The sequence below is a fragment of the Amycolatopsis saalfeldensis genome (assembly GCF_900110575.1).
Taxonomy (GTDB): Bacteria; Actinomycetota; Actinomycetes; order Mycobacteriales; family Pseudonocardiaceae; genus Amycolatopsis; species Amycolatopsis saalfeldensis.
This window is the reverse complement of sequence record NZ_FOEF01000001.1, coordinates 442,256-459,819: the sequence shown is the minus strand read 5'-3', so window position 1 is coordinate 459,819 and position 17,564 is coordinate 442,256. Positions and strand designations below refer to the sequence as shown.

Sequence of the window (17,564 nt, the reverse complement as noted above, 5' to 3'; positions counted from 1 at the left end):
CACGGAGGAGCCGGGGTGCGCACGCGCCCCGGCTCCTTGCCGTTTCAGGCGATGCCGCGGTCGTGCCCGGCCCAGAACGGCTCACGCAGGGACCGTTTGTCGACTTTGCCGACGGCGGTCAGCGGCAGCTCGGTGGTGAAGTCCACTTCGGACGGAACGAAGTGCTCGCCACCGAGCTCGGCCCGGACGTGGTCGCGCAGTTCTCCCGGCGTCAACGGGCCGCTCGCGACCACCACCGCGTGCACCAGCTCGCCCTCGCCGCCGGGGCCGGGGACGCCGAAGGCTGCCGCCGCGCTGACCAGGGGATGGGTGAGCAGTGCGTGTTCCACCGTGGTGGACGGGACTTTCGTGCCGTGCTCGCCGGTCACGATCACGTCGCCGATGCGGTCGGACAGGTAGAGGTAACCCTCGTCGTCGAACGAGCCGAGGTCGCCGGTGGGCAGCCAGCCGTCGCCGATGGGCGGCTCGCCTTGGTAGCCGTCCATCATGGACAGTCCGCGGACGAGGACCTGGCCGTCCTCGATCCGGGCCGCCATGCCCGGCACGATCCGGCCGACGGACCCGAGCCGTTCCGGCCGCCCGGCCAGCTCGGCGGCGGAGATGCTGGCGATCATCGGGGCTTCGGTGAGCCCGTACCCCTGCCCGACCACGGGGCCGAACACGGTCAGCGCGTCGGCCAGCCGTTGTGGCGAGAGTGGCGCGGCGCCCAGCGAAAGCGACCGCACGCTGCTGAGATCGGTGGTCACGAGCGCCTGGCTGTCCAGGACCGCGGAGAGCCGGGGCGGAGTCAGCGACAGCGAAGTGACGCGGTACCCGGCGATGTCGGAGAGCAGCTTCTCGGCCTGGAAACCGTTACGCAGCACTACAGTGTTGCCGCAGAGCAGGGCGCCGAGCACGGCGGCGTTTCCGGTCATGTGCGTCAGCGGCGCGGCGACCAGGATACGGCCCGGCCCGGCCGGGTCCGGCGCGAAGATGTGCGCCATGCCGTCGTAGATGCCGCTGTGGCGGATCAGCTTGGGCGTCCCGGTGGTGCCGCCGCTGGGGAAAACCGTGGTGACCCCGGACGGCAGTGAGTCCGGAGTGGACGGTCCGGCATCGGCGAGCCGGTCGAGATCGTGGTCGGTCAACAGGGTCGCGCCGGTCGACGCGAGGACCGCGGCCCGGGCGGGGCGGCTCGACGACGCGGCCACCAGCAGCACCTCGAGCCCCCGCAGCTGCGCGGCGAGCTGGGCCAGCACCGTTTCCGGCCGGTTGCGGGCATCGATCGCCACCACCCGGCCGCCGACGTCACCGAGCCCGGTGTGGAGTCGCAACAGGATTCGGTACGCCTCTTGATAGGTCGTCACGCCGTCTTCGTGGTGGAACAGCACTGCGGAGCCGCCCTGTTCGAGCGCGGCCAAGACGCGGGTGAGGAAAAAACTCGGTGCCACCAACGCACTCTAACCGGGGCGTCCGGGTGTGGTGGCCGCGGCGCGAGAACGTCGTTAGGTTGGGTTGATGACCGCCACCGCTTCCGCCGTCGATGCCCCGTCGAAGAGCTTCCGGCGGGCGTTCGCCGACCTCGGCGCCGGGCTGCGCGCGCGGGAGCTGTGGGCGATGCTGGCCTGGCAGGACATCCGGCAGCGCTACCGGCGTTCGTCACTCGGTCCATTCTGGATCACCGTCGGCATGGCCGTGACGGCGCTCGCGCTCGGCGTGGTGAACGCGGCGCTGTTCGGCACGTCGATCTCCACGCTCCTGCCGAGCATCACCACCGGGCTGATCCTGTGGAACTTCATGAACGGCTGCATCGTCGAGGGCTCCGAGGCGTTCATCGCGAACGAGGGGCTGATCAAACAGCTGCCGGCCCCGGTTTCGGTGTACGCGCTGCGCACGGTGTGGCGGCAGGCGCTGTACCTGGGGCACAACCTGATCGTGTACCTGGTGGTGCTGATCGTCTTCTTCGGCAAGCTGAACCACCCGTACCACCTGGTCGACCGGCCCGGCGCGCTGCTGCACCCGGGCCTGGGCTGGACGGGCCTGCTGGCGATCCCGGCGCTCGCGCTGGTCCTGCTCAACGGCGCGTGGGTGGTGCTGCTGCTCGGCGTGGTGTCCACCCGGTTCCGCGACATCCCGCCGGTGATCCAGAGCTTCATCACGATGCTCTTCTACGCCACGCCCATCATGTGGTCGATGGACCAGGTGCGGGCGATGAACCAGGGCGCCAAGAGCGGGTTCGGCTCGATCGCCGTCGACCTGCTGCAGCTGAACCCCGTGTACCACTTCGTGGAGCTCGTCCGGGCGCCGCTGGTCGGCCAGCAGCAGAGCTGGACGCACTGGCTGGTGGCCGGGGTCGTGACGATCGCCGGCTGGGCGCTGGCGCTGATCGTGCTGCGCAACTACCGCTCGCGGGTGGCCTACTGGGTCTGATGTCCACTTAGGACGTTGTGCGGCCGAATGGGGGACCCGTTCGGGCAGATTCCGGACATCCCGGCTGCATCGGCCGGAAAGTTTCCGTCAGCCGTCCGGAGGCGTTACCGTGAACGCCACCTGGAGGGAGCCCCACATCATGAGCCTTGTGACGCCCGGGAGGGCCGTGCTCGCGCTGGCCGCCGTCGCGGTGCTGGCCGGCACCGCGGCCGCCGCCCCCGGCCCGGCCGGACTGACCCCGCAACAGCTGGCCGGCCAGCGGGTGATCTATTCCTACCCCGGCCTCACCCCGCCGGACACGCTGCTGCAGCGCATCCGCGCCGGTGAGGCGGCGGGGGTCATCTTCTTCGGCGAGAACGTCCAGAGCAGCCAGCAGATCGCGGGCGTCGTGCAGCAGCTGCGCACGGCGGCCGCGCAGAGCCCGGTACACCGGCCGCTGCTGCTGATGACCGACCAGGAGGGCGGCAAGGTCCGGCGGCTGCCGGGCGAGCCGGTGCTGTCGGAGAAGCAGGTGGGCCAGGCGGCCGACCCCGAGGCCGCGGCCCGCGCCGCCGGCACCGGCGCGGGGGAGAACCTCAAGAGCGTCGGGATGAACGTGAACCTCTCGCCGGTGCTGGACGTTTACCGGCAGGAGGGCAACTTCATCGACCAGTTCGGCCGCTCGTACAGCAACGACCCCGGCACGGTGTCGAAGCTGGGGTACGACTTCATCACCTCGCAGCAGGCCGCGGGCGCCGCCGCCACCGCGAAGCACTTTCCCGGCCTCGGCGCGGTTCCGGCGGGCGCGAACACCGACGTGGGCCCGGTGACGTTGAACATGCCGCTCTCGGAGCTGCGCGCGAAGGACGAAGCGCCGTACCCGGCCGCTGTCGGCGCGTGGGTGAACCTCGTGATGCTGTCGTGGGCGGTGTACCCGGCGCTCGACGCCAGCCGTCCGGCGGGGTTGTCGCCGACCGTCGTCCAGCAGGAATTGCGGCAGCACAACAACTTCCATGGCGTCACGATCACCGATGCGCTGGAAGCCGGTGCGCTGAAGGATTACGGCGCCACCGGCAACCGCGCGACGCTCGCGGCGAAGGCGGGGATGGACCTGATCCTGGCGTCCGCCCGTGACGTGCAGCAAGGCGACGACGCGGTCGCCGCGCTCGCCGCCGGGCTGACCGACGGGAGCCTCCCGCGGGCCGACTTCACCGCTGCCGTCTACCGGATTTCCTCGCTACGGGGCCAATTGCACTGAAGTCGGCGAAAACTGTCGGTGGCTTGCGGTAGGAAGAACGGGTGCCTGCAGACGACGCCCCCAACGGGCCTTTCGCCGATCTCGAAGCCTATGTCGGCCTTCCCCGGCTGACCCCCGGGCTCTGGCTGTCTCCGGACGGCCGGCGCCTCGTCGTTCCCGTGTCTTCGCTCGACGAAGCGGGCAGCCGGGAGATCACGGCGTTGTGGGAGGTGGATCCCGAGGGCGGGCGTCCACCGCGCAGGCTCACGCTCGGTGCGGCCGGCGAGTCGGCGGCCGGGTTCACCCCGTCCGGCGATCTGCTGTTCGTGTCTTCGCGCTCCGGCGAGCCCGCGTTGTGGCTGCTGCCCGCCGAAGGTGGCGAAGCGCGGCTGCTGGTCTCGCCGTCCGGTGGTGTGCGGGGAGTTTCCGTCAGCGGCACGGGGACGGTGCTGCTCGGGTCGGGGATGCTGCCGTCCGCGACCGATGAGGCGAGCGACCGGGAACTGCGCGCGGGGCGGGCGGAGGCGGGGGTCACGGCGTTGCTGCACGAGGAGTTCCCCGTGCGGTTCTGGAACCACGACATCGGCCCGGCGCGCACCCGGCTGTTCACCGGGCAGCTGACCGAGGGGGAGCTGGAGCTGCGCGACCTGACCGGGCACGTCGGGCGCGCCCTGGACGACGTCTGCACCTGGGAGATCAGCCCGGACGGCGGCACCGTGGTCACCACCTGGGCAGTGGCCGAACCGGGCGGCTCGCAGCGCTACACGCTGGTCGCGATCGACGTGGCCACCGGCGCGCGCCGCACGCTCGCCGACGACGCCGCCCACGAGTACGCGGGACCGCGGATCTCGCCGGACGGCACGCAGGTGGCCGTGATCGTCAGCCGGCGGTTCACCCCGGAAGCCCCCAGCGACTGCTGGCTCGGCGTCCTCCCGCTAGCCGGCGGCGAGGTGCGGATCCTGGCCTCGGAGTGGGACCGCCGCCCGGATTCCGCATGCTGGACCCCGGACGGCTCCGCGTTGCTGACCGTCGCGGACGACCACGGCCGGGCCCCGCTCTGGCGCGTCGACGTAACGACGGGCGCAGTCACGCGGCTGACCGCGGACCACGGCGCGTACCCGGACGCGCAGGTCTCGCCGGACGGTCAGTGGGCATACGCATCACGCGCGGCCATGGACAGCCCCCGAATCCCAGTCCGCATCGACCTGCGAGCCGCCCCGGCCGCCCCCGGCGATCGTTCCGCCGAGCTCTCAGGCGGCCCCGCTGGCGTGTCCTCGGTCGGGCTCGCTGGCGGGTCCTCGGGCGGGCGCTCGGGTGGGCTTTCCGGCGGCCCCTCCGGTGAACCTGCTGGTGGGTCGTCCGGCGGGCGCATGGTCGGGCTTGCCCGCGGGTCCGCTGTCGAGCCTTCCGGTGAACCTGCTGGTGGGTCGTCCGGCGGGCGCATGGTCGGGCTTGCCCGCGGGTCCGCTGTCGAGCCCTCCGGCGAACCCGCTCGAGAGTCCTTGGTCGGGCTTGCTGGCGTGTCCTCGGGCGGGCTTTCCGGCGGCACCTCTGTCGAGCCCTCCGGCGAACCTGCAGGCGAGTCCTCCGCCGGGCACACGGTCGGGCTTGCCCGCGGAGTGTCGGGCGGGCGCTCTGGCGGGCGGTCGGGCGGGTTCGAGGAGCTACCGAGCCCGGTGGCGCCCCTGGAGCTGCCCGGCCGGCTGGAGGAGGTCGTCACCACGGCGTCGGACGGCACGGAGATCCGAGGCTGGCTGGTGCTGCCCGAGCACCCGGCCGAAGGCGGACCCGCGCCGCTGGTGGTGCTGATCCACGGCGGCCCGGTCAGCTCGGCGAAAGCCTGGTCGTGGCGCTGGAGCCCGTGGCTGTTCGCCGCGCGCGGTTACGCCGTGCTGCTGCCGGACTTCGCGCTCTCGACCGGCTACGGCGTCGAGTTCATCCGGCGTGGCTGGGGCCAGTGGGGCGGCAAGCCGTACACCGACCTGCTGACGCTCACCGACGCCGCCCAGTCACGGCCCGACATCGACCCCCACCGGGCGGCAGCCATGGGCGCGTCCTTCGGCGGTTTCATGGCCAACTGGATCGCGACCCAGACCGGCCGGTTCTCCGCGATCATCAGCCACGCCTCGATGTGGAACCTGGAGCAGCAGAGCCAGACCGCCGACCTCGCGCACTTCTTCCGCCGGGAAATGACCCCGGAGACGGCGGACGCGACGTCCCCGCACCAGTTCGCCGACGCCATCACCACCCCCATGCTCATCACCCACGGCGTGCGCGACTACCGCTGCCCCATCGGCGAGGCACTGTCCCTCTGGTGGGCCCTCCTGTCCCGCTCGAAGGCCGAGGACGGCAGCACCCCGCACAAATTCCTGTACTTCCCCGACGAAGACCACTTCACCCTCGCCCCCGCCCACGTCAAGCTCTGGTACGAAACGATCCTCGCCTTCACCGACCACCACGTCCGCGACCTCCCCTGGCGACGACCGGAGCTGCTGGGCTAGCCGCGCGGGCCTGCACCCGGGTCGCCGCTCCTGGCCAGCCTCGGCCTGCTGTTCTGGTCGCCGCTCTTGCTCACTCGCGGCCTGCTCTGGTCGCCGCTCTTGCTCACTCGCGGCCCGCTGCTCTGGTCGCCGCTCCTGCCCACTCTCGGCCTGCCGTGCTGTTCTTGACCCACCCTCGCGCTGCTGCGCTGTCCTGGCCTGGCTGCGCTGTTGTTCTGGGCCCAATCGCGGGCTGTTGTTCTGGTTGCCGCCCGTGCCCAGCCTCGACCTGCTGTGCGGGCCTGGCTTGGCTGCGGCTGTTGTTCTGGCTGTTCTGGCCCAGCCGTGGGCTGTTGGTCTGACTGTTGCTCCGTACCCAAGCCTCAGGCTGCTGCGCGGGCCTGGCCCCGAGCTGTAGTTCTGGCCGCGGCTCCTGCCCAGGTGCGGGCTGTAGTTCTGACTGCCGCGCGCTTGCCCGGCCTTGGGCTGTTGCGTTGGCCGCCGTTCGCGCTGGCGTTCGGGTCGCCGTTTCGTGCGGCTGCTCGGGCCGTCGTCCCGCCGTTTGTGCCGCCGTGGAGGCCGTCGTTCGAGCTGCTGCTTGGCCGAGGCGGGGGTCGGTGCCCTGTTGGAGTCTCGCGCCGCCGTCTGGCCCGCTGTTTGGCGCTGGCCCTTTGGTTACCGCGTGGGCCAATGCTCCGGTGACCTTGATCCCGACCCTCATGTCGCAACTCGTGCCGCCACTCAGGTGGCTGCCCTGGTCCAGGCGTCGTCCTCGGCCAGCTTCTCCGCGATTCGATCGTGGAAACTCTTGCGCCGCAACGCTTTCTCCAGATCAAGGACAACCTTGCCGAGCGCGTAAGGGATCTCGGCCTCGAGTTCGGCGATCGCGGCCTCGGTGGCGCGCCATTCTGCGGCCAGCCGGTCGACGATGGCCGCCGCCTTGGGGGTCAGGGTCACCTTCTTGCTGCGGGCGTCGTCGCCGGTGGCGGTTGTGACCAGGCCGGCCTTCCGCATCGCCGCGACCTTCTGGCTCAGCGCGGAGTGGGTCCGGTCGACGGACGCGGCCAGTTCCGTGATGGTCATCGGCCCGCGGGCGTGCAGGCGCAGCAGTTCCATCACGTAGCTGGGCTTGAGGCCGTCGATGCCGCGCTCGGTGTAGAGCCGCCCGATGTCGTCGTCCATCGCGGCCTGTAGCAGCCGCAGCGGTCGCCAGGCGCTCTGCTCGGTCGGGTCCGCGATGTCTTCCTCAGCCATGCCCGACAGTCTAACAGGGCTTATATAAGTACTATCGCATCTTCCTCGCTGCAACGGAATTCGTTCCACCGTCCGTTGTTGGGCGATTTTCCTTTACTGAAGCCAATTTCTTGAGCAGCTGCCTGGTTCGCCCGACGGTTCTCCGGGTACTTCCCTTTGACGGTAGGGGATTCTCGATCGGAGGTGTGGATGAGAAATGATCGGGAGTTCACCCGTCGGGCGGTATTCACGGCGGCGCTCGCCGGACTCGTCACGAGCGCGTGCGCCGCGCCGCCACGGGACGTCGGGCCGCGAGCAGAGACGCCGTCACCACTTCCACGGGAGACGCTCCCGCCACCTCCGCCGAACGCCCTGGCCACAAGCCTGCTAGTCGGCTTCTGCGGCGCCCCTGGGGCGAAGGCGCTCGGCGAGATGACGGGTGACCTGGCCGCGGCCGGCCGGGAGCTGACGCACCAGATCGGGACGTTCCCGAAGGACCGGCCGGTGACACCGGTCGTCGAGCTGATCGCCACCGCCGCGCATCGCACCACGGGCCCGGACGGAATGTTTCGCAGCCGCGCGTCGGACGCGACCGTGCGTGAGTACCTCGACGAGGCGAGTGCATTGAAAGGCTTGCTGCTGCTGAACATCCAGCCCGGCCGAGCAGATTTCCTGCCGGAAGTGCAGGCGTACGAGCACTGGCTGGCGGAACCGGACGTCGGCGTCGCGCTGGACCCGGAGTGGGCGGTGGAGCCGGGTGTCGTACCGGGGCAGAAGTTCGGCCGCACGACCGGCGCCGAGCTGGACGGCGTTGCCGTGTACCTGGGCGAGCTCGCGCGCACCCGTCACCTGCCGGACAAGATCATGGCCTACCACCAGGTCGCGGCCTCGATCGTTCGCGACGAGGCGGGCCTGCGTGCGCACCCGGGGGTGTCGGCGGTGAAGATCGTCGACGGAATCGGCAGCGCCGGAGCGAAGAAGGCCACCTGGAAGACGTTGATGGCGACCAAGCCCCCACACGTCCAGCCGGGCTTCAAGCTCTTCTTCCAGGAGGACACCCGCCACGGCGCAGCCCTGATGACTCCCGCCGAGGTCCTGTCGCTGACCCCGGCGCCCGCCTACGTCGTCTACGAATAGCCTTCCCCGGCCGGGTGTCACTCACGCGTGTGGTGCTTCGGTTGATCATGCCCGCACCGGGCATCCTTGCGGCGACCGCACAACGACGGGAGCCGCGCGGATGACACCCTGGTGGGCAGTGGCTGTGGGCGCTGTTCTGCTCGTACTGGTTGTGGTGCTTGTGGTCCTGCACCGTCGCCGCGCCGCGCGCGCCAGCGCCGCTTCCGTCTCCGACTGGCGTTCGCGCGCAGCTTCCAGCTCCGCTGCCGGTTCGCGCTCCGCATCTGATCCGCGCTCTCATGACTCGCCCTCCACCGCGGCCCCAGCCTCTGGCTCCCGCTCTGCCCGTCGACGTCGCCGCGCCGCCTCCCGCTCTGTCTTCCCCGCTGCTTCCGGCTCGCGTTCCCGCACCGGTTCCGACTCTCGCCCCAGCCCAGCCACCACGGACGACCCGCTCGCCCGCTACCCCACGGCCCGCCAACGCCCAGTCCCGAACCCCACCACCCGCCTCACCCCACCACGGGACTCGTCGCGAAACCGCCCGTACTTGGCGCCGCTCCCGACCCCACCCCAGGACCACCACCAGACAGCCGACAGCGTGAGCCCCATGCCCCCAGCGCCGGACGATCACCGTGCGGCCCCCGTGCCCTCGGCGTTGGACGGTTACCGTGCCCCCGACAGCGCGAGCGGCATGTCCCCGACACTGCACGATCACCGTGCGGCCGACGGCGCCGCCCCCGTGCCCTCGGTGCCAGACAGTCACCGTGTGCGCCCCGCACGCCCGACGCCGGACCGCCACCGTGCGGCGGACAGCGCGAGCCCTGTGCCGTCGGTGCCGGGCGACTACCGTGCCGTCGACAGCGTGAGTCCCACGCCCTCTGCTTCGGCGGACCGCCACCGTGGGGCGGAGGGTGCGAGCCCTGTGCGGTCGGTGCCGGGCGACTACCGTGCCACCGACAGCGTGAGTCCCACGCCTCCTGCTTCGGTGGACCACCACGATGCGGCTGATGGTGCGGCCCCGGTGCCCTCGGTGCCAGACAGTCACCGTGTGCGCCCCGCACGCCCGACGCCGGATCACCACCATGCGGCGGAGGGTGCGAGCCCTCTGCCCTCGGCGCCAAGCGACCACCGTCCCGCCGACAGCGCGAACCCCACGCCCCCGGCACCGCCGGACCACAGTTCGACAGTGCGTGCTGCGAACCGTCCGGCCCTGGCCCCAGAGCGCCGCGGGCCTGAGTCGGCTCGTGCGGGTGGTTCGTTCTCCGCGCCCGGGCAGGGCGCGTCTGGGGCTGGTGGTGTGGATCGTTCCTACTCGGCCCGGGACGGTGGTTCGCAGGGGGCTGCCGGTGTGGATCGGTCGCAGCCGTGTGGGGAGGACAGGTCGGCGGGGGAGCGGTCGGCGGGGTGGGGTGGGGCGGCGACGTCTGGTGAGGGGGGTCATGGCCGTCCGGCGTCGAGCTCGGCTGGGCAGGCGGGGGCGTCGTCGGTGCGGGCGTCACTTCCCGCTGTGCCCGAACGCTTCGACTCCTCCGGCACTACGCCGACTCAACCCGTCTACCTGCCGGACCTTCGTCACGCCGGTCCGGGCCGGACCCGGCGGACTCCTGACACCACCACGTGGCCCGACGCCGGTTTGCCGCAACCTCGCACTTCCCCGTCTCGCCGGGCGAAGCCCGACGCCGCGGGTTTCAGCTCCATGCCGTCCCATCAGCCGGGCGGTGAGCGACTCCGTCCCGTGGATCGCCCCGCCGGCAACCCGCGACTCCGACTGGTCGACCAAGAAGGCGAACAACCCGTCGAATCGCAGTTCGGTGTGCCGGCGACGTCCGGTGACGCTGATCGTCGTGGGGCTGGGCGCAGGTTGGTCGGGCCGCCGGAACGTCGGCGGTGGGGGCGGGGCAACCGGCCGTCCGAAGACGGACCGGGCGAGATTCCTCGTCGGCCGGACGACCGCTGAGCCGAAGCGCCGGGGCCGCGGGCGAACGGAAGTGCCAGGTCGGAGCAGCTGCGCCGACCGGCTTGTCCGCAAGCGAGACGTCACACGATTGAGGACGCGGCCGCTCGGGTAAGTCAGGGGTAGCCCGCCGCCGCGGTTCCTCCCCCACCGTCGGGGCGGCGGGCTCGGCCGGGCCCGTGTTTCGCGGGCCCGGCCTCGAACTTCCAGTGGCACGCGGCCGGGCACCTACCCTCGTCGGCAGGTCTCGTGGAAAGGACTTCGCATGCTGCCACTGTCCGGAATCACCGTGGTCTCGCTGGAACAGGCCGTCGCGGCGCCGTTCGCGACGCGGCAGCTCGCCGATCTCGGCGCGCGGGTGATCAAGATCGAACGGCCGGGCGCGGGCGATTTCGCGCGGTCCTACGACGCCACCGTGCACGGCCTGTCCAGCCATTTCGTCTGGCTCAACCGCAACAAGGAGTCGTTCGCGCTCGACGTGAAAGCGCCCGGGCAGCGCCAGATCCTGGACGAACTGCTGGCGCGCGCGGACGTCTTCGTGCAGAACCTCGCGCCCGGCGCGGCGGAGCGCCTCGGGCTCGGCGCCGAGCGGCTGCTGGCCGAGCACCCGCGCCTGATCGTCTGCGGCATCTCCGGCTACGGCACCGACGGCCCGTACCGCGACAAAAAGGCCTACGACCTGTTGGTGCAGTGCGAAACCGGCGTCCCCGCGTTGACCGGAACCCCGGACCAGCCCGCGAAAACCGGCATCCCGGTCGCCGACATCGCCGGCGGCACGTATGCCTACAGCGGCGTGCTTTCCGCGCTGTACGAACGCGAGCGCACCGGCCGCGGCCAAGCCTTCGAGGTTTCCCTCTTCGACGCACTCACCGAATGGGTCGGCTTCCCCCTCTACTACACTGTGTACGGGGGCACCCAGCCGGCGCGAACGGGACTTTCGCACGCGGCCATCGCCCCGTATGGCCCGTTCACCTGCGGCGACGGCGAGACGGTCTTCCTGGCCGTGCAGAACGACCGCGAGTGGCGGCGGCTCTGCGCGGACGTCCTGGAGCAGCCGGAGCTGGCAGGCCGGGATTCCTTCGCCACCAACGACTTCCGCTCCGAGAACCGCGACGAGCTGCGTGCCGTCATCGAGGCGGCGTTCTCCCCGCTCGACTCGGGCACGGTGCTCGACCGGCTCGACGCGGCGTCGATCGCCAACGCGCGGTTGCGGGGGATCGCCCAGCTGGCCGAGCACCCGCAGCTCGCCGAACGAGGGCGCTGGGGCGAAGTCGGCTCGCCGGCCGGGCCGCTGCGCTCGCTCCTGCCACCGGTGACGGTCGCGGGCCGTGAACCGCGCCTCGACCCCATCCCCGACGTGGGTGAACACAACGCCGCCCTGCTCGCCGAACTGGGCTACGACGCCATGCCGGACTGACCGTCCACAGTGGCGCGAAGTCGAAACTGTCCTTAGTGGACTTTGGAGTGCCCGGGTTCGAGGGCCGTGACGCGTAAGGTCGCCAACGGGCCATCGGGTGGCGTCTTCCGGCGCCTGACTCGGACCGGGGCTCGCCCACCAACGCCGCCACGTTAGGCCGAACCGGTCAATGCTCACCTCGTGAATTGCCTCTTCCTTTTCCGGGCCGGGTCGCTGACCTGCGGACACGGGGGCCTAGCACAATCGCGCGCCGTCCGGGGCGGTATTCCTCTTCTCTGCGGCCGGTACCACCTGCTGGTTATAGTTGTTGCTCGGTTTTCACTCGGGGGAAGGGGGACGTCGACGTGCCCCTGCTGGCTGGGGTCGGTGCCGTGACCGGCAGGCTGACCGAGGAACTGCTCGCCCGGCCCGACGGGCGGAGCCGGGCGCTGCCCGTCGTGGTGGCGGTCGGGGCGCGGGGGACCGGGAAAACGGCCCTGCTCACCGCCGTGGCCACGCGCTGCGAGGACGTTCCCCACGCGCAGGTGGACTTCGAGCGGCACGACTGGGAGAACATCCAGCCGCGGGAACTGCTGGGGCACCTCGCGTTCGACCTCGGACGGCACTGGCGGCAGTTCGGCAGGCTGGCGTTTCCCCGGCTGTGGCTGTGCATGCTCGTCCTCGGCGCGCCGGTGGACTTGAACGACCGCCGCGCCGCGCTGCGCAAGGTGCGGGAGTTGCTGGCGAAGAACCAGCCACTGGAACGAAACCGTGAAGCGATCGTGGACGTCGTGCGGCTCGCGGGCGGTGTCGCGCCGGTGGACGGGCTGCCCGGCTTGACCGCGGCCACCGACCTGCTGCTGCGCGGACTGAGCTGGTACGACCGCCGCCGGCTGCTCGGGAAGATCAAGGCACTGCCCGCCGCCACCGGCGACCACTCCGATTTCCTGCTCGGCATCGCCAAACAGGCGAACGGAGACGAGGAGGACCGCGCGACCGTCGACGCCACGTTCTGCGACGCGTTCCTCGCCGACCTGCGCCGCGCGTATTCCGGCGTCAACCGCTCCCGCCGGACGCTGAACAGCGTGCTGCTGCTGGACAACGCGCACACCCCGGGCGGTCGGACGTTCCTGCGCGCGCTCACCGAAGCCCGCCACCGCTGCCCGGACGAGCCCGACCCGCTGGCCGTGGTCGCCACCAGCCGGAGCTGGAACCCGGACTGGAACGAGAGCTGGTCGCTGCCGACGGCGCCGCCCGCCGACGCCGTCGAGAGCCGGCGTCGGCCCACCGCGCACCGGACGAACGGCCTCGTCGCCCCCACCCCGCGTCATCCGTCCGAAGTGGACACCGACTGGGCGCCCGGCGCCGAGCCGCTGGAGCAGCGGTGGAACCCTTGGTACCTGGTGGAAGTGGGCGCGCTGGGCCGCGACGACGTGGTGGACATCGCCGCGGGCAGCGACATCCACCCGGCCTCCCGGCTGCCGGGTTTCCTGCACCGCCTCACCGACGGGCACCCCGGCGCGGTCGCCGACGTCCTGGACGCCGTCGCGCACACCTATGACTCGCGGCGGGCGGGGGCGCTGCGGTCCGCGCTGCACACACCGGTCACCGGTCCGGACGGCGGCGAATCGTTGCTGCTGAACGGGATCCGCGAGTACCTCCTGCAGGACTTCACCCCGCCGAGCCGGGAGGACCTGATCACCGCGAGTGCCGCGCTGGACGTGGAAATGCTGTTCCACAAGGAGATCCTGGAACTACGTCATCCGGCCGGCGAGGGCGCGCTGTTCAAGGAGCTGGGCGACCGGCTGTGGTTGTGCGCGGAGCCGGGCGAGCCGGTGCGGTACGTGCTGCACCCGTGGCTGCGCCGGGTGCTGGTGCAGGAGCTGGCCGCGCGCGGGGAGGACCACTCGCTGAGCTGGGTCCGCGTGCACACCCGCTGCCGCGACTTCTACGACAAGAACGGCCGGACGGTCGCCGCCCGCTACCACGACCTGGCGCTGGAGAACGTGGCCGGCGCGGTCGAGTACCTCGGCAAGCCGTTCCTGCACGCGCGGCACGCCGAGTTCGACCTGGACACCGCCAGGGCGTGGCTGGCCGAGCTGGACGTGATCACCTCGGCGCCCAACCGGCTCGACAAGACCGCCGACCCGTATCAGCAGGTCGAGTCGCTCGCCGGGCAGCGGGACGACGAGCTGGAGACCTCGCTGGCCTGGCTGGTCGTCGCGCTGTGGATCGCGCGCGACCCGCTCGGCGATCCGGGCCGGACGCTGGACTCGACCATCGAAGCCGGCTTCCATCAGCTGGCGCAGGGCAGGGGGCGGGGATCCATCTTGGTGCACGAGCGCGCGGAGCGGTACCGATGAGCCGGCGGGACGAGCGGATCCGGCCGCCGCGGCCGACCTGGTCGAAGTGGCTGGTGGCCGGCGGCGGGGTGGTCCTGCTCGCCGTGGTGCTGGTGGCGGTGTTCGTGGTGGCGCCCGCGATCAGCCTGGCCGGGCGCACCTGCGCGGACGGGGTCGAAAAACGCGGGGACAACGCGGAGTGCACCGGCCTGACCGACGGCGGCTTCGTGTTCGGTCCCGAACTGGCGCCCGTCGAGCAGCGCATCCGGGCCGAGAACGACTCGGTCGCCGCCTCGGGCAAGCCGTTTGTCACGATCGCGGTGTTCCTGCCGATGACGTTGACCGACAACGACATCCTGTCCCCGGAGTGGGTGCGCCACCAGCTGGAAGGCGCCTACATCGCGCAGCACCGCGCCAACACCACGCAGTCCTGGGGCAGCCTGCCGCTGATCCGCCTGCTGCTGGCCAATCCGGGCAGCCACCTGAACCAGTGGGAGCCCGTGGTGGACGCGCTGCTCGCGCTGCCCGGCACCGACCGGCTGGTCGCGGTCACCGGGATCGGGCTCAGCCTGGAGACCGCGCGCGCCGCGATCCAGCGGCTCTCGGATCACCGGATCCCGGTCGTCGCCTCGCATCTGGCCGCGGACGAGTTCTCGGAGATCCCCGGTTTCCTCCGGGTCTCGCCGACCAGCTCCACCTACGGTATGGCCGCCGCCGGCTACGTGAAGCCGACCGCGCACACGGCCACGATCGTGCAAGACGACAACAACGCCGACCTGTACCCGAAAACGCTGGCCACCGCGTTCACCCAGCGGTTCGTCGACGCGGACCACCGGATCACCGGCCGCACCGAGCGGTACGACTCCAGCCTGCCCGGCGTCGAGAACACGTTCCTGCAGATGATGCCGAACATCTGCGGCGACCAGCCCGACGTCGTCTACTTCGCCGGCCGGGAGAACGACCTCACCGCGTTCGTCGCCGAACTCGCCCAGCGCCCGTGCCTCGACCGGCACCTCACCGTGCTGACCGGCGACCTGGCGCAGAGCGGCCCGCCGGGCCCGGAGATGCGGCGCGGCCTCCAGTCGAACGTCACGGTGCTCGCCCCCGGCCTGGCCCACCCCCAGGCCTGGACCAGCGAGCCGAACGCGTTCAACAAGACCGCGGTGGCGAACTTCCAGGAGCCCGGCTGCACGGACTGCTTCCAGGCGCTGTTCCCGAAGGAGCGGCTGGACGACGGCGTCGCCATCCTCGCGCACGACGCCGTGCTCACCGTGGTGTGGGCGATCCGCCTGATCCCGGGCGCCGTGCCCTCGCGGGTGACCGCTCAGGACGTGCTCCAGGCGAAGAACCGGCTGTACGGCACGCTCGCCGTCCCGGGCGCGAGCGGCATGATCTCCTTCGACGAGCGCGGCGACCCGGTGAACAAGGCGGTGCCGATCCTGCGGGTCCGGCTGGGCGACACCCCGGAGTTCGTGCAGCTCTCGACTCCGCTGTAGGCCGTTCCTCACTCGGGCGCGGGCTCACTCGGCACCGCGGGCGCGTGCGGCCCGGCCGCCGACCACTGCAGGAGGAACCGCAGTGCTTCGTGCGCCGGGGAACCGGGTTCCGCGGTGTAGGCGACGAGCAGCTGGTCCGGGTGAGTGTCCACAGTGAACTGCTGGACGTCGAGGGTGAGCGGGCCGGCGACGGGGTGGGCGTAGGTCTTGGTGAGCTGCCGCGGCCCGCGGACCTGGTGGCCGGCCCACCAGGCGCGGAAGTCGGCGTCGCGGACGCTCAGCTCGCCGACCAGGTCGCTCAGCGCCCGGTCGCGGGGGTTCCGGCCGGCCTCCATCCGCAGCGCGGCAACGCATTCGCGGGCGGCGCGCGGCCAGTCCGCGTAGAGCGCGCGGAAGCCCGGGTCGAGGAAGGTGAGCCGGATGAGGTTGCGCTCGGCCGGGGGCAGCGCGCCGAAGTCGGTGAGCAGGGCGGCGGCGCCGCGGTTCCAGGCCAGCACGTCCATGCCGCGGTGCAGCACCATGGCGGGCACGTCGTGCATGGTGTCCAGCAGCTGCCGCAGGTGGGCGGCGACGCCCGGCCGGGCGGGCGGCCGGGGCGGGTGGACGACGTCGGCGACGGTGAACAGGTAGTCCCGCTCGTCCGGGGCGAGCCGCAACGCGTCGGCGAGGGCTTCGAGAACCGGGCGGGAGACGCTGCGGGTGCGGCCCTGCTCCAGCCGGACGATGTAGTCGACGCTCACGTGCGCGAGCTGGGCCAGCTCCTCCCGGCGCAGGCCCGGGACCCGGCGCTGCCTGCCGTCGTCGGGCAGGCCCGCCGTGCGCGGGTCGAGCGCGGCGCGGCGGGCGCGGAGGAATTCGCCCAGCTCGTCGGATGCCATGCCACCAGTGTGGGCGCGATCCGGGCCGCGCGCCTGGTACTGGGCTCCATAGGCAAGTCCCTCCCTGGTGACGGCGGGCCGGACGGGCGATCTTGGGGGAGCAACCCCCAGCGAAAGTGAGTCTCACCCATGAGGAATTCCGTCACCTTCCCCAGCGCCGGGCTGAAGATCGCCGGTCACCTGTACCTTCCGGACGGCGAGGCGGGCCCGGCCATTGTCGTCGGCCATCCGGGCAGCGGCGTGAAGGAGCAGACCGCCGGTTTGTACGCCCAGCGTCTCGCCGAACAGGGCTTCGTCACGCTCGCCTTCGACGCCGCGTACCAGGGTGAGAGCGAGGGCGAGCCGCGCGGCCTGGAAGACCCGGCGCATCGGATCGAGGACTTGAAGGCCGCGGTCTCGTACCTGACCACCCGCGACGAGGTCGACGCCGAGCGGATCGGGGTACTGGGCATCTGCGCGTCCGGCGGCTACGGCCTGGCCGCCGCCGCTACCGACCACCGGGTCAAGGCCCTCGGCACCGTGAGCGCCGTCGACATCGCCCGGCAGTTCCGCGTCGGCGCCGACGGTGCCCAGGACCCGGCCGTCTTCCAGGGCATGCTCGACGCGGCCGCGGCCGCCCGTACCGCCGAGGCCGGCGGTGAGGGCGTCCGGACGTTCAAGCTCTTCCCCGACACCGAGGAGCAGGCCCGCGCGGCCGGTCCGCACGTCTACGAAGGCTGGGAGTACTACTGCACTCCGCGCGCCGGGCATCCCCGTTCGGCCAAGGAGCTGCCCTGGACCAGCGTCGACCGGATCGCCACCTTCGACGCCTTCCACGCCGTGGCGCTGATCGCCCCGCGTCCCCTGCTCATGATCGCCGGACGCGACGCGGAGACCGCCTGGATGAGCGTCGCGGCGTTCCAGCGGGCGACCGGGCCGAAGGAACTGCACTGGGTCGAGGGCGCCACGCACATGGACCTCTACGACAAGGACGAGTACGTGACGCCCGCGGTCGCGAAGCTCGCCGGCTTCTTCAAGCAGAACCTGACCGTGACGGCGTAGCGG

General features: G+C 71.6%; 11 protein-coding genes. 8 read left to right on the top strand and 3 right to left on the bottom strand.

The window, feature by feature from the left end:
- Window positions 1–44 precede the first annotated feature (44 nt).
- Window positions 45–1,430, bottom strand: coding sequence for a class I adenylate-forming enzyme family protein (locus BMY97_RS02085; protein WP_091612830.1), 1,386 nt, complete (start codon window positions 1,428–1,430; stop codon window positions 45–47).
- A gap of 67 nt (window positions 1,431–1,497) precedes the next feature.
- Here BMY97_RS02085 and wzm point away from each other — a divergent pair, with 67 nt between their 5' ends.
- From wzm to BMY97_RS48115, 3 genes are all read left to right on the top strand, one after another.
- On the top strand, window positions 1,498–2,409 hold the full coding sequence (gene wzm / locus BMY97_RS02080) for a galactan export ABC transporter permease subunit Wzm/RfbD (RefSeq protein ID WP_091611608.1): 912 nt from the start codon (window positions 1,498–1,500) through the stop codon (window positions 2,407–2,409).
- Window positions 2,410–2,548: 139 nt separating this feature from the next.
- A complete protein-coding gene (locus BMY97_RS02075) occupies window positions 2,549–3,646 on the top strand; it encodes a glycoside hydrolase family 3 N-terminal domain-containing protein (RefSeq protein WP_091611605.1) in 1,098 nt (365 codons plus the stop codon).
- Window positions 3,647–3,687: 41 nt separating this feature from the next.
- Complete coding sequence (locus BMY97_RS48115) at window positions 3,688–6,126, top strand: S9 family peptidase (protein ID WP_245787098.1); 2,439 nt, start codon at window positions 3,688–3,690, stop codon at window positions 6,124–6,126.
- A 720-nt stretch (window positions 6,127–6,846) separates the two neighbouring features.
- Here BMY97_RS48115 and BMY97_RS02065 read toward each other — a convergent pair.
- Window positions 6,847–7,359 carry a MarR family winged helix-turn-helix transcriptional regulator gene (locus tag BMY97_RS02065; RefSeq protein ID WP_091611603.1) on the bottom strand — a complete coding sequence of 171 codons (513 nt, stop codon included), beginning with the start codon at window positions 7,357–7,359 and terminating at the stop codon, window positions 6,847–6,849.
- A gap of 411 nt (window positions 7,360–7,770) precedes the next feature.
- Here BMY97_RS02065 and BMY97_RS02060 point away from each other — a divergent pair, with 411 nt between their 5' ends.
- From BMY97_RS02060 to BMY97_RS02045, 4 genes are all read left to right on the top strand, one after another.
- The gene (locus BMY97_RS02060; protein WP_245787097.1) at window positions 7,771–8,475 is read left to right on the top strand and encodes a hypothetical protein; all 705 of its coding nucleotides are present in this window, start codon (window positions 7,771–7,773) and stop codon (window positions 8,473–8,475) included.
- A gap of 2,198 nt (window positions 8,476–10,673) precedes the next feature.
- Window positions 10,674–11,825 carry a CaiB/BaiF CoA transferase family protein gene (locus BMY97_RS02055; RefSeq protein ID WP_091611597.1) on the top strand — a complete coding sequence of 384 codons (1,152 nt, stop codon included), beginning with the start codon at window positions 10,674–10,676 and terminating at the stop codon, window positions 11,823–11,825.
- 371 nt (window positions 11,826–12,196) lie between these two features.
- The gene (locus BMY97_RS02050) at window positions 12,197–14,167 is read left to right on the top strand and encodes a hypothetical protein (RefSeq protein WP_143086099.1); all 1,971 of its coding nucleotides are present in this window, start codon (window positions 12,197–12,199) and stop codon (window positions 14,165–14,167) included.
- On the top strand, window positions 14,164–15,642 hold the full coding sequence (locus tag BMY97_RS02045; protein ID WP_091611592.1) for a type 1 periplasmic-binding domain-containing protein: 1,479 nt from the start codon (window positions 14,164–14,166) through the stop codon (window positions 15,640–15,642). The genes BMY97_RS02050 and BMY97_RS02045 overlap by 4 nt, the downstream gene beginning before the upstream one ends.
- 8 nt (window positions 15,643–15,650) lie before the next feature.
- Here the strand turns inward: BMY97_RS02045 and BMY97_RS02040 are convergent, their stop codons facing one another.
- Complete coding sequence (locus tag BMY97_RS02040; RefSeq protein WP_091611589.1) at window positions 15,651–16,520, bottom strand: helix-turn-helix transcriptional regulator; 870 nt, start codon at window positions 16,518–16,520, stop codon at window positions 15,651–15,653.
- Between the two features lie 129 nt (window positions 16,521–16,649).
- Between BMY97_RS02040 and BMY97_RS02035 the strand changes: the two genes are divergently transcribed.
- Window positions 16,650–17,561, top strand: a complete 912-nt coding sequence (locus BMY97_RS02035) for an alpha/beta hydrolase (protein WP_091611587.1) — start codon at window positions 16,650–16,652, stop codon at window positions 17,559–17,561.
- Window positions 17,562–17,564 lie beyond the last annotated feature (3 nt).

Coding starts and splice junctions, on each gene's coding strand:
- BMY97_RS02065 (WP_091611603.1), bottom strand. CDS start 7,359: ATGGCTGAGGAAGACATCGCGGACCCGACCGAGCAGAGCGCCTGGCGA.
- BMY97_RS02045 (WP_091611592.1), top strand. CDS start 14,164: ATGAGCCGGCGGGACGAGCGGATCCGGCCGCCGCGGCCGACCTGGTCG.
- BMY97_RS02040 (WP_091611589.1), bottom strand. CDS start 16,520: ATGGCATCCGACGAGCTGGGCGAATTCCTCCGCGCCCGCCGCGCCGCG.
- wzm (WP_091611608.1), top strand. CDS start 1,498: ATGACCGCCACCGCTTCCGCCGTCGATGCCCCGTCGAAGAGCTTCCGG.
- BMY97_RS02055 (WP_091611597.1), top strand. CDS start 10,674: ATGCTGCCACTGTCCGGAATCACCGTGGTCTCGCTGGAACAGGCCGTC.
- BMY97_RS02060 (WP_245787097.1), top strand. CDS start 7,771: ATGACGGGTGACCTGGCCGCGGCCGGCCGGGAGCTGACGCACCAGATC.
- BMY97_RS02075 (WP_091611605.1), top strand. CDS start 2,549: ATGAGCCTTGTGACGCCCGGGAGGGCCGTGCTCGCGCTGGCCGCCGTC.
- BMY97_RS02035 (WP_091611587.1), top strand. CDS start 16,650: ATGAGGAATTCCGTCACCTTCCCCAGCGCCGGGCTGAAGATCGCCGGT.